8 protein-coding genes are annotated in these 12691 nt (G+C 72.4%); 5 read left to right on the forward strand and 3 right to left on the reverse strand.

The window, feature by feature from the left end:
- Positions 1 to 97 precede the first annotated feature (97 nt).
- Complete coding sequence (locus AB0I91_RS44300; protein ID WP_499642274.1) at positions 98 to 2902, forward strand: beta-L-arabinofuranosidase domain-containing protein; 2805 nt, start codon at positions 98 to 100, stop codon at positions 2900 to 2902.
- A 105-nt stretch (positions 2903 to 3007) separates the two neighbouring features.
- Here AB0I91_RS44300 and AB0I91_RS44305 read toward each other — a convergent pair whose 3' ends face one another.
- Positions 3008 to 4426, reverse strand: a complete 1419-nt coding sequence (locus AB0I91_RS44305; RefSeq protein WP_499642289.1) for a M1 family metallopeptidase — start codon at positions 4424 to 4426, stop codon at positions 3008 to 3010.
- 179 nt (positions 4427 to 4605) lie between these two features.
- Here AB0I91_RS44305 and AB0I91_RS44310 point away from each other — a divergent pair, with 179 nt between their 5' ends.
- A complete protein-coding gene (locus AB0I91_RS44310; RefSeq protein WP_498786786.1) occupies positions 4606 to 5100 on the forward strand; it encodes a SigE family RNA polymerase sigma factor in 495 nt (164 codons plus the stop codon).
- Positions 5097 to 5894 (forward strand): hypothetical protein, encoded by a 798-nt coding sequence (locus tag AB0I91_RS44315; protein WP_499642277.1) that lies wholly within the window; start codon positions 5097 to 5099, stop codon positions 5892 to 5894. Before AB0I91_RS44310 ends, AB0I91_RS44315 begins: the two co-directional genes overlap by 4 nt.
- A 67-nt stretch (positions 5895 to 5961) precedes the next feature.
- Here AB0I91_RS44315 and AB0I91_RS44320 read toward each other — a convergent pair whose 3' ends face one another.
- Positions 5962 to 9417, reverse strand: coding sequence for a S8 family serine peptidase (locus AB0I91_RS44320; protein WP_499642280.1), 3456 nt, complete (start codon positions 9415 to 9417; stop codon positions 5962 to 5964).
- Positions 9418 to 9574: 157 nt separating this feature from the next.
- Between AB0I91_RS44320 and AB0I91_RS44325 the strand changes: the two genes are divergently transcribed.
- Positions 9575 to 10624, forward strand: a complete 1050-nt coding sequence (locus tag AB0I91_RS44325) for a zinc-binding dehydrogenase (protein ID WP_499642283.1) — start codon at positions 9575 to 9577, stop codon at positions 10622 to 10624.
- A gap of 18 nt (positions 10625 to 10642) precedes the next feature.
- Here AB0I91_RS44325 and AB0I91_RS44330 read toward each other — a convergent pair whose 3' ends face one another.
- Positions 10643 to 11779, reverse strand: coding sequence for an extracellular catalytic domain type 1 short-chain-length polyhydroxyalkanoate depolymerase (locus AB0I91_RS44330; RefSeq protein WP_499619143.1), 1137 nt, complete (start codon positions 11777 to 11779; stop codon positions 10643 to 10645).
- Positions 11780 to 12269: 490 nt separating this feature from the next.
- On the opposite strand from AB0I91_RS44330, the gene AB0I91_RS44335 reads away from it, so the two are divergent.
- Positions 12270 to 12691, forward strand: a 422-nt coding sequence (locus tag AB0I91_RS44335) for an endo-1,4-beta-xylanase (RefSeq protein WP_499642286.1), incomplete at its 3' end; no start/stop codon positions are given.

The following is a 12691-nucleotide window of genomic DNA, read 5'->3' on the forward strand; positions in this document are numbered from 1 at the left end:
GCCCCCGCCCCGGGGGCGGGGGGGGGCGGGGGGGGCCCCGGGGGCGCCGCCGGCCGCCGCTCCCCTCGCAGTTCCCGTTCCCCCGGAGAGGTATCCCATGGCACAGCCCGTAGACCGGCGAGCGTTCCTCCGCGCCACGGCGGTGGCGGCGGCGACTCCCCTGGTCGCGTCCGCCGCCGCAGGTCGGGCGGTGGCGGCGGCCGAGCCCGTCGCCCCGGCGTCCGCCCTGCCACCGCCGGCGGCGTGGCGGGTCCGGCCGTTCGCGCTGGACGAGGTGGCGCTCGGCGACGGCCTCTTCGCCGCCAAGCGGGACCTGGTGCTCGACTACGGCCGCGAGTACGACGTGGACCGGTTGTTGCAGGTCTTTCGCGCCAACGCGGGGTTGTCGACGCGGGGCGCGGTGGCGCCGGGCGGCTGGGAAGGGCTGGACGGCGAGGCGAACGGCAACCTGCGCGGCCACTACACCGGGCACTTCCTCACCATGTTGTCGCAGGCGTACGCGGGCACCGGTGACGAGGTCTACGCCGACAAGATCCGCTACGCGGTCGGCGCCCTGGTCGAGGTGCGCGAGGCGTTGCGGCACGACCCGGTGCTGCGGAGCGTGCCCGGCAGGTTCGGCACGGCGGTGGAGAACCCGCGCGGCAGCTACCAGATCTTCGACCTGCCGCCGACCGTGCTGGCGGACTCACGCGCCATGACGATCTCCGCCTGGGTCAAGCCCGAGCACGACACCATGTGGTCGCGGGTGTTCGACTTCGGCAACGACGTGTCCCGCTACATGTTCCTGACGCCGCGCTGCCACCTGAACGTGCCGCGCTTCGCCATCACGCCCGACGGCCCCGGCGTCGAGCAGGTGATCGACGGCGTCGCTCCGCTGCCCGTGGGCCGGTGGAGCCACCTCGCGGTCACCATCGAGGGCACCACCGGCTCCCTCTACGTCAACGGCACGCGGGTCGGCGTGAACCCGAACATGACGCACAACCCGGCCACGCTCGGCAGACTGCGCAACCACTGGCTCGGCAACTCCCAGTTCGCCGCCGACCCCCCGTTCGCGGGCGCGTTCGACCAGGTGGACCTCTGGTCGCGGGCGCTGGGCGCCGACGAGATCGCCGCGCTCCAGCACACCCCGGCGCGGGGCGACCTGGCGTCCTACTCGTTCGACGAGACGAGCGGCTCCACGATCGCCGACGCGTCCGGGCGCGGGCAGCACGCCACGTTCCGGCGCAACTGGGGCGGCCCGAGCCACCCCGGCTACCTCGCCGCGTACCCGGAGACGCAGTTCATCACGCTGGAGTCGATGACCGCCGGCAACTACTTCGTCGTGTGGGCCCCGTACTACACCGCGCACAAGATCCTGCGCGGCCTGCTCGACGCCTACCTCAACACCGGTGACGAACGCGCGCTCGACCTCGCGAGCGGCCTGTGCGACTGGATGCACTCGCGGCTGTCGAAGCTGCCGAAGGCCACGTTGCAGCGGATGTGGGGCATCTTCTCCAGCGGCGAGTTCGGCGGCATCGTGGAGGCGATCTGCGACCTGCACGCCATCACCGGCAAGGCCGAGCACCTGGCGTTGGCCCGGCTGTTCGACCTGGACCGGCTCATCGACTCGTGCGCGGCGGGCACGGACGTCCTCGACGGCCTGCACGCCAACCAGCACATCCCGATCCTCACCGGCATGGTGCGGTTGCACGACGAGACCGGCGAGCAGCGCTACCTGACCGCGGCGCGCAACTTCTGGGACATGGTCGTGCCGACCAGGATGTACAGCATCGGCGGCACGAGCACGGGCGAGTTCTGGCGGGCGCGCGGCAGCATCGCGGGCACGTTGAGCGACACCAACGCCGAGACGTGCTGCGCGCACAACATGCTCAAGCTCAGCCGGGTGCTGTTCTTCCACGAGCAGGACCCGAAGTACATGGACTACTACGAACGCGCGCTGTACAACCAGGTGCTCGGGTCCAAGCAGGACCGCGCCGACGCGGAGAAGCCGCTCGTCACGTACTTCATCGGACTGGTGCCCGGCCACGTGCGGGACTACACGCCGAAGGCCGGCACCACGTGCTGCGAGGGCACCGGCATCGAGAGCGCGACCAAGTACCAGGACTCGGTGTACTTCGCCAAGGCCGACGGCAGCGCGCTGTACGTCAACCTCTACAGCGCGTCCACGCTGAAGTGGGCGGCGAAGGGCGTCACGGTCACGCAGACCACGGACTACCCGGTCGAGGAGGGCTCGACGATCAACGTGCACGGCCGCGGCCGGTTCGACCTGCACCTGCGCGTGCCGGGGTGGGCCGCCGGGTTCCGGGTGTCGGTCAACGGCGAGCGGGTGCCGGGCGAGGCCGTGCCGGGCTCGTACTTCACGGTGTCGCGGACGTGGCGGGGCGGTGACACCGTGCGGGTGTCCATCCCGTTCCGGCTGCGGGTGGAGCGGGCGCTGGACGACCCGGCCACGCAGACGTTGTTCCTCGGCCCGGTCAACCTGGTCGCGCGCGACGCCCGCCGCACGTTCCTGGAGTTCGGGCTGTACCGCAACGCGGGCCTGTCCGGCGACCTGCTGCCCAGCCTGGCGCCGGTGCCGGGCAAGCCGCTGCACCACGTGCTCGACGGCGTCGAGTTCGCGCCGTTCTTCGAGGGCACGGAGGACCCGACGCACGTCTACTTCCACCGCCGTGAGCCGCGCATCGCGTTCGGCGGGCGTGATTCGGGGGTGGCGAACCCGAGCCGGGCCGACGGGACCACGTTCCTGGACGAGGTGTGGGCCGCCGCGCCGTTCCGGGCCAAGGGGCACCTGGTCCAGCGCGTGCAGGCGACCGCGACGACGTGGGTCTCGGCGGGCCTGCTCACCGCCGACGAGGCGCGGAAGGTGGTGCGCACGGCCCAGGACGCCACCTACTCGGCCTGAGGGACCCCGACACCGACACCCGAGGAGTCCTTCGCCGGCTCTCTTTCGCGGCCGAGGTGGCGGGCCGGCTGCGCGAGGCGGCACACCTCGCGCAGCCGGGCTCCGTCAGCGGCGGTTGATCCGGTCGAAAGACGCCGGTTCGCGCGTAGTCGACACGCCCGCGATCACCGGCTTGCCCGCGCTGAACACCCACGTGCGGAACAGGTCGTCCAGGTCGCGGCCCGCGACCTCCTCCGCGAACGCGGCGAACTCGGCCGACGTGGCGTTGCCGTGCGCCTTGCGCTCGGCCCACGTCCGCAGCGTCCGGAAGAACACCTCGTCACCGACCTCCGTCCGCAACGCGTGCAACGCCAGCGCCCCGCGCTCGTGCACCGCCGCGCCGTACAGGTACCGCGGCGTCGGGTCGGCCACGGCCACGTCCCAGATCTCGTGGTCGTCGGCGTAGTAGCGGTACGTCCAGTCCGCGATCTCCCGCGCGGTGCCCTCGCCGTTGGCCTCCGACCACAGCCACTCCGCGTAGGTGGCGAACCCCTCGCTCAGCCAGATGTCGCTCCAGCGGCTGATCGTCACCGAGTTGCCGAACCACTGGTGCGCCATCTCGTGCGCCACGACGTAGGTGTTCGGCCCGTCGCGGAACGCGCCCGCCGGGTACGCCGGCCGGGTCTGCGTTTCCAGCGGCAACGACCGGTACGGCGTGACCAGACCGCCCAGCTCGCCCATCGGGTACGGGCCGAACCTGTCCTCCAGGAACCGCACCACCTCCGGCGTGCGCTCCACGCTCTCCCGGGCCGCCGTGCCGGTCGACGCGGTCGAGTAGGCGTTGACGACCGGCTTGCCGTCGGCCGTGGTGGACCGCCGCACGTCGAACTGGCCCATCGCCAGGAACGTCACGTGCGGCGCCTGCGGCCGGTCGCCGACCCAGTGCCACGTGGTCCGGCCGTCGGCCCCCGGCTCGACACCGGCCAGCGCGCCGTTGGAGATCGCCTCCACCCCGGTCGGCACGGAGATCGACACGTCGTAGGTGGCCTTGTCGCTCGGGTGGTCGTTGACCGGGTACCACCACGGGGACATCGTCGGCGCGGCGATCGCCAGCGCGCCGTCCGCGGTCCGCCGCCACTTCGTGATCGGCGACTCCGCATGGGTCCACGACGGTGACGCCGAGTACCCCACCTCCACCGTCACCGACGCGCCCGCGGGCACGTCGCCGCCCGCCCCCACCAGCAGCTGGCCGTTGTGCTGCGCCGCGCCGACGTCACGCCCGTCCACCTTGGCCCACCGACCGGGCAGCCAGAAGTCGAAGTAGAACCCGGACATCTCCCGCAAAGTGGTCAACCGGATGGTCGCGGTGCCGGTCAGCACGTCCGTGGTCGGCTCGTAGGACAGCCGCAGGTCGTAGTGCTGGACGTCGTAGCCCTCGTTGCCGGCGCGCGGGAAGTACGGGTCACCCAGCCCCGGGCCCGGGTCGCTCGCGTGCGCCGGCGTGGCCGACAAGACCAACACCGCGACGACCAACCCGGACAGCATCGTTCTCACGTGTAATCCTCCTCCGTCGAGGGCGGGTGCGTGCGCCCTTCGTCACGAAGACGTCACGAGAGGTGATCGTGTTGCGCCGGAGAGTTCTTCGCCACGACGTGCAACGGATCGGCCGGGTTCCCCGTTGAGGAGCGTGATCACAAGCCAAGTGGCCGATCGGGAGAGCGCCGATGGAGTTCGGTGAGTACGTGGTCGGGCGGCGTCCGGCGCTGATGCGGTTCGCCACCGTGCTGACCTGCCAGACGTGGCTGGCCGAGGACATCGTCAGTGACGTGCTCGGCCGCGCCTTCGAGCGGTGGGACCGGATCTCGGTGATGGCCGAGCCGCACGCCTACGTGCGGCGGATGGTCGTCAACGAGTACCTGTCGTGGCGGCGGAGACTGGCCCGCACGTCACCGAGTGCCGAGGTCCTCCCGGACGTGCCGGTCGGCGACGGAGCCGACGACCGGGCGCAGCGGGACGCGATGATCCGCAGGCTGGCCCGCCTGCCCCGGCGGCAGCGGGCGGCGGTGGTGCTGCGCTACTACGCCGGCCTGCCCGACGCCGAGATCGCCGCCGAGCTGGGCTGCCGGGTGACGACGGTGCGCAGCCAGATCTCCCGGGCGCTCGCGACCCTCCGCGTCGACCTGACCGCCAACCCCCACGCCTACCAGGAGACGAGATGACCGACCTGCGCGCGCTCCACGACGCCTTCGAGGAACTCGAACGGCGCGCCGACGCCGCGACCGCCCGCACGTCGCTCGACACCCCGCCGCGCACGCGGGCCGCCGCGTCCCGCTCGGGCGTCCGGTTGGCGCCGATCGCCCTCGCGGCGGCCGTGGTGGCCGGTGTGGCGACCGGGGCGGTGCTGCTCGTGCCGAACAACGACCCCGTCACGCAGGCCGCCCCACCCGGCACGTCCTCGACCGCGCCTCCCGTCACCACCACGCCCGCGCCGCCGCCTCCCGCCCACGAGACGCCCGAGTTGCTGGCGGAGCGGTTGCGTGCCGTCCTCGGCGACCTGGCGACGTTCGTGGTGAGCGAGACCGGGCCCGGCGCGTCGATGTGGACCCTGCCCGAGGGCCCGCCCACCGGTGCGCCGAGCACCCTCGACCCCAAGCCGACCAAGCAGATCGGTTCGTCGATCGGCGGCACGCTCACCGCAGCCGGCGTGACCGGCGGCTTCGACCTGCTGATGTACCCGGGCACCGCGGGCGAGAAGGCCCAGTGCGCCCTGCCGGACGAGCCGAGCTGCACCATGCGAGAGCTGCCCGACGGCTCGTCGCTGGCCACCAACCAGTACGCGTTGGAGACCGCGGGTCAGACCAACGAGGTCAAGCTCACCCGCCCCGACGGCCTCGTGTTCGTCATGCACGTCAGCAACCGCAAGTCGCCGAAGGGCCAAGGCCCCGTGCTGGGCCCGCACCCGCCGCTGACCGTCGAGCAGTTGGTGGAGATCGCCACCTCCGAGCGCTGGTGACGCTCCGGGCCGGAACACCGGGTGGCGGGGGATCGCGGGACCGTGCCGCGATCCCCCGCCACCGTGATCAAGCCCTGAGGCGATAGGCCCGCAGGACGGTCTGGTCGACCGTGTTGCCGTCCGTGTCGGAGGCGACGACCCGCAGCGAGACGTACCCGCCGGGCTTCCCACCCGCCGGCACCATCGACCTCACCGGCTTCCAGGTCGCGCCGTCGTCGAACGACGCGAACGCCTTGAGCTCGCGCACGGTCGCCTTGCCCGCACCCGCCTGCCGCGACACGGTGAACCGCACCGGCAGCGGCAGCCCGGCCCGGGCGCTGTTGCGCAGGTCGAGCGGGATCTCGTAGTCCACCTGCAACAGCGGCAGCCTGCCCTCCGCCGTGGCCGCGCTGGTGAAGCCCCACGTCGCGTGCACGTTCGTGGACAGCTCCAGCTGCGGCGCGCCGCGCGCTGCGTCGACGGAGAGCTCGTAGCGGCCGGGCTCGGCGGGCACTTCCCACCGGCCCCGCCGCGGGTCGCCGGTGAACCCGAGCGAGACGCCGTCCCGCCTGAGGTCCAGGCTGCCGTAGCCGTTGGCCAACCAGGACTCGACCGCGCGGTCGGTGGCGAACGGCGAGATCCTCGCCTCGATGCCGTTCGCGGTGCGGGTCACGCCGCCACCGGCCGCCCACTGCACGACCGACGTCCCGCCGAGCCGGGGCGAGGCGACCGCCGCGTTCCAGTCGCGCCGGTACTGCCTGCCCGGCTCGAACACGGCCGGTTCGAGGTCGGACCAGATGCCGACCATCGGGTCGCGCGCGTCCACACCGAACATGCGGCCGATGAAACCCTCCTGGTACCAGCCGATGTCGTGGCCCGCGCTGTAGAACTCGGTGCGCGCGACCGGTGCGACCAGCGCCTCGTCCAGCAGCACACCGAGGCTCTTCACGGTGTTGCCGCGCACCATCGGGTACAGGCGCTGGCGGACCAGGCCGTCACCGCCCGAGGACCGGTAGCGGGCCTTGACCTCGGCCAGCTCGCCGCGCTCCACCCGGTACGCCTTGCCGGCCGGCAGCACGCCCTGTTCGGGGAAGAACAGGTTGTAGCTGACCGGCGACGAGTCGACCGCGTGGATCTCGACCTCGCGCCCGATCGGCAGCTGGGCCGCGCCGTGGTCGGACGCCGACAGCACCGGCAACGCCGTCTGGGCCTCGCCCGGCAACGGCAACGGCCCGAGCAGCAGCACAGCAGCCGCGCCCGCGTCCTTCAGCTGCTGCGCCAAGGCGTAGATGTCCTCGTCGCCGCTGTCGACCAGCACGAGCGCGCCCTTGACGTCACCGTCACGCCGGGCCGTGCGGAACTTGTGCGTGCCGGGCGTGAAGTGGGGGCTCGCGTCGGCGTAGCGCACCGGCAGGCCGAACCCGCCCAACGCCACCCTGGGCCGCGCGGCCTTGAGCGTGGTCGAGTAGGACAGCTGCGGCAACGGGTCGCCGAACGCCAGGCCGTACACCGGCGTGGAGCCCTCGACCGGACCGCTGACGCCGGAGGTCTTGCCCGGCTCCATCGGCACGCTCAGGTCGACCTCCCGGTGCAGCGGTCGCACGTCGCCGTCCTCGAGGTCGACCGTGATCGGCTCGCCCCGCGCGGCGTCCAGCCGGACGGTCACGTCGGCTGCCAGCGACACCTTCCCCGCGAGCTCGGTGACCGAGATCGGCGTGTACCAGCTCGCGAGCGCGGAGTGCTGCTCGACGCGGCCGAGCACGGCGTAGTCGGAGACCGGCAGCTTGATCGTGCCGCGGCCCTCGGCGTCCAGCGGGAGGGTGCTCGACCTCCCGTTCGCCAGGTCGACCAGGAGCAGGAACTCGTTGGCCGGCGCCTTGCCGTCACGCCCGGTCACCTCGACGGTGAGCGCGTGGCGTTCCTCCTGCACGTACGCGCCGACCGACGTGGTCAGGCTGACGCCGTCGGCGGTCGCCTTCACGTGCCCGAAGAACGTGCCGAGACCCTTGCGCGGGTCCAGTTGCACGACCACCGGCGCGGAGCCGTGCGCGGGCACCGTGACGTTCGACGGCACGGTGAAGTCGGCGCCCAGGTCGTGCCGGACCTCCAGCGTAACGGGCTGGTCGCCGTCGTTGTGGTAGGTGATCGTCTTCTCTCGCACCGCCGTGTGCGGCCACTCCACCAGCCCGAACGAGAGGCTGCCGACGTCCGCGCGCACCGGCTGCCCGACCGCGCGCCGCACGTCCAGCAAGCCCGTGCCGACGTGGTCGGGCGAGTCCGCGACCGGCTTGACCGACGCCATCAGGTGCGCCTTGAGCTGCGGCGCGGTCCACGTCGGGTGGCGCTGCGCCAGGATCGCGGCGGCGCCCGCCACGTGCGGCGCGGCCATCGACGTGCCGGTCAGCCGCGCGTGCAGGTCGCCGACCGCCTCGTCGGGCAGCGTGCCGCTCGCCCGTGCCGCCACGATGTCCGTGCCGGGGGCGGCGATGTCCGGCTTGACCGCGTAGTCGCCGAACCGCGGCCCGCGCGAGGACGACTCGTTGAGCTGCCCCTGCTTGGTGAGGTTCGCGACCGCCAGCGCCCCGTCGGCCGCGGCGGGCGCGGAGACCTTGCGGTAGGTGTAGTCGTTGCCCGCCGCGACCACGAACAGCGTGCCGGTCTCGGCGGTGAGCCGGTCGACCGCCTGCGACAGCGGGTCGGAGCCGTCGGTCTGGTCGCCGCCCAGGCTCAGGTTGACCACCTTGGCCTTGACCTCGCGGGCGGCCCACTCCATGCCGGCGATGATCGCGCTCTCCGGGCAGCCCCACGTGCCGCAGACCCGTCCGATGGCGAGCTTCGCGCCCTTGGCGACCCCGCTGTACGTGCCGCCGCGCCCGGCGACGGTGGCCGCGACGTGCGTGCCGTGGCCGACGTTGTCCTGGATGCCCTCGCCGGTGAAGTCCTCGGCGGCCACCACGACGTCCTTCAGCTCCGGGTGCTGCTGGTCGTAGCCGGTGTCCAGGACGGCGACGGTGACCCCGGCGCCGTCGAACCCGGCCTGCCAGGCGCCCGGCGCGTCGACCATCGGCACGCTCTGGTCGAGCGTGATCCTCGCCTTGCCGTCGAGCCAGAGCTTGCCCGCGCTCTGGACGCCCACCCGGCGCTCGGCCCACCGCCGCGCGGCCTCGGACTTCACGACCGCGGCCGACGCCCGGAGCCCGTCCGCGAGCAGCGGGATCCGGTCGGTCCTCGCGTCGTCGTAGCCGAAGTCGAGCAGTGCCGTGATGTCGAAGAACCGCTTGTCCACGCGGTCCTGCGCCAGCTCCGCCAGCGCGTCCTCCGGCACGACGAACTGGTGGTCCTCTTCGACGTACCGGACGAACCGCGCCCCGGGCCGACCCTCGATGCGGACGAGCGCCCCCTGCTCGTCGACGACCACCTTGTCACCGGTGATCAACGTGATGGCGCGGGCCTGTGCCCCGGCCACCGGCGCCGCCTGTGCCGTTGCCGGGCTCAGCAGCCCGGCCGCCAGCAAGGCGACCACCAACCAGCGTGCTCGACGCACGTGACCTCCCCAGTCGTGAACGCACTACCTCGGTGGAGACTCGTCAACGCGCCCACAGGTTGCTCGCCCGGTGGAACCGGTCGTTCACGGTTCGGCGCGCAGCGGTGATCACCCGCCCGTCCTGAAGAACCACGCGACTTCTGTCAGGGTGGGAACGGTGGAACAGACGATGACCGCCGCCGTGCTCACCCGGCACGGGGGGCTCGACGCCCTCCAGGTGCGCGACGACTGGCCCGTTCCCGTCCCCGGTGAGGGAGAGGTGCTGGTGCGGGTGACGTCGGCGGCGGTGAACAACACCGACATCTGGACGAGGGAAGGCGCGTACGGCCTGCCCGGGCAGCCGGACGCCCTGGCCGGGTGGCGTGGCCCGCTGCGGTTCCCGCGCGTGCAGGGTGGTGACATCGCGGGCGTGGTCGACGCGGTCGGGCCCGGTGGGGCGCGCGAGCTGGTGGGCCGGCGGGTCCTGGTCGACCCGGCGATCTACCGGGACGGCGGCCCGCACGCGCCGCCGGTCGGGCTGCTCGGCAGTGAGGCCGACGGAGGTTTCGCCGAGCGCGTGGTCGTCCCGGTCGACCAGGCGCACGACGTCTCGGCGTCACCGCTGACCGACGACCAGCTCGCGTGCCTGCCCGTGGCCTACGGCACCGCGATGGGCATGCTCGAACGCGCCGGTCTGCGCGCCGGTGAGACGGTGCTCGTCACCGGCGCGTCCGGTGGCGTCGGCCTGGCGCTCGTGCAGCTCGCCGCCGCGCGCGGCGCGCACGTCGTCGCCGTCACCAGCTCCGCCAAGGCCGACGCGGTCGCCGAGGCCGGTGCGGACCGGGTCGTCAGCAGGGACGCCGGCGACGTCGCCGAGCAGGTGCGGTCGCTCGTGCCGTCCGGGTTGGACGCGGTCGCCGACGTGGCCGGTGGTCCGGAACTGGCCGCCCTGCTGCCGCTGGTGCGCGACGACGGGCGGTGGGTGATCGCCGGTGCGGTCGCGGGACCCGTGGTGTCGTTCGACCTGCGCCGGCTCTACCTGCACAACATCGCCCTGATCGGCTCGTCCATGCACACGCGGGAGCACTTCGCCCAGCTCGTCGAGACGGCTCGCGCCGGTGCGGTCAGCCCGCGCGTCGCCGGGCGGCACGAGCTCGTCGCCGTCCACGAGGCGCAGCGGCGGTTCCGCGAGGGCCGGCACGTCGGCAAGATCGTCGTCCTGCCCTGACCGACGTGCCGGCCCCGCTCAGATCGCGGAGCAGTCGGCCTTGTCGGTCCAGTCCGCGCCGCACCGGTACAGCGCGAAGGGCGTGTTGTAGCCGTGACGGGCGCCCAGGGTGTTGTACTCGGCGACGTCGATCCGCTGGGCCACGTAGTGGTCCGTCGCGGTGGCGGTGATCGTCTCGGTGTACGGCGGGCGGTCGGTCGTCGTGGTGGGGTCGGTCGGGACCGTGCCGCCGCCGTCGATGCCCCAGAAGCGGGCCAGGTGGTAGGCGGCGCAGGCGTTGACGTCGAGCATGTACGCGGCGGTGCTGCCGCACTGGGTGGCGCCCGTACCCGGGTCGACGGGCTGGCCGTGGTTCATGCCGGTGATCGAGTAGTGCTCGACCGTGCCGCCGTAGACGCGGTGCGGGTAGCCGGCCACGGTGTCGCTGACGTCCGGGGTCTGGTCGGTGCCGTTGACGTCGGTCCACTGCTCGACCAGCTCGGTGCCGTTGAGCGGGCGCACCGTGGTGTCCGCGGTGCCGTGCCAGATGGACACCTTCGGCCGCGGGCCGGAGTGCGAGGACGCCGCGCGGACCTTGTCGCCCCACTGGGCGGGGCTGAGGTTCGTGCCCGGGTTCATGCAGCCGAACGCGGACGCCACCGAGGTCGCGCAGTGGTAGGGCAGGCCGGCCACGATGCCGCCGCCGGAGAACACGTCCGGGTAGGTGGCGAGCATGACCGCGGTCATCGCGCCGCCCGCGGACAGGCCGCTGACGTACGCGGACGTGGCGCCGTTGTCCTGCTTGGCCTTGTCCACCATCTGCTTGATCGACAACGCCTCGCCGGAACCGCGCCGGGTGTCGCCCGCCTCGAACCAGTTGAAGCAGGAGTTGGCGTTGTTCTGGGACTTCTGCTGCGGCGCGACGACGGTGAACTTCCACCGGTCGGCCAGTTGCAACCAGCCGGTGGCCGTGCCGTAGCCCGTGGCGTTCTGCGTGCAGCCGTGCAGGGCGACCACGACCGGGCGGCCCGCGGGCAGCCCGGCGGGCACGTAGCGGAACATCTGGAGGTTCCCGGGGTTCGTCCCGAAACCCGTGACCTCCTGCAGGGTCGCGGCGGCGGCGGGTCGTGGTGACGAGACCAGGTGGACCGCGGTGGCCAGCACCACGGCGAGCACCGCGACGAGTGTCGCGGCAGGACCGCGGACGGCCGGGACAGGGCGACGATCCGACATGCGCATCCTCCACGTTGAGTGATGGCGGTCACTGGTGATACGCCGACGCTAGGAGTCCCGCGGGCCGTCCGTCGCTGGTGGACCGCGCCACTCTTCATCGCCCGCCGATGTGTGGAGCCGCCACAGCCCCGGAGCGTCACGAGCGCCGGACCGCCGCGACGCCGGTGCTCCCGTGCCGATCGCACCCGGTCGCGGCGCGACTGACCGAACCTTACCGACTTCGGTTCCGATACTTTCGTAAGCCGCAGAAGGTAGTGCGAGCAGCACTACCTTGGTCTCTACCTGCATTGTTGCGTCTCTATAGGTGATCTCAATCCTTGACTCGCGCGATCTTCGGCTTTAGTTTTCGAAAGCGTCGACGTCCGCTATCGCAACTTTCGAACCGAGCCGGTGCACCGCCCGGCGCGGTCCGGTCGTCCCCTTGGAGGAAGTGATGTCCAGAACTGCTGTCACCGAAGCCGGCAGGCCGGTGGCACGAGGAGGGCCGCGACGCGTCGCGGCACTGGCCGGTGCGGTCGGGCTGATCGGCGCGTTGGCCGTCGTCCTGCCGAGCGTGGCCAGCGCGGGCACCACGTTGGGCGCGTCCGCCGCCGAGAGCGGGCGGTACTTCGGCACCGCGGTCGCGGCCGACAAGCTGGGCGACTCGACCTACGTGGGCATCCTGAACCGCGAGTTCGACATGGTCACGGCCGAGAACGAGATGAAGATGGACGCGACCGAGCCGAACCAGGGCCAGTTCAGCTACGGCAACGCCGACCGGATCGTCAACCACGCCCGCAACCAGGGCAAACGGGTCCGCGGCCACGCCCTGGCCTGGCACTCCCAGCAGCCCGGCTGGATGCAGAACATGTCCGG

Source organism: Actinosynnema sp. NPDC049800, from assembly GCF_040656635.1.
In the GTDB taxonomy this organism is placed as follows: domain Bacteria; phylum Actinomycetota; class Actinomycetes; order Mycobacteriales; family Pseudonocardiaceae; genus Actinosynnema.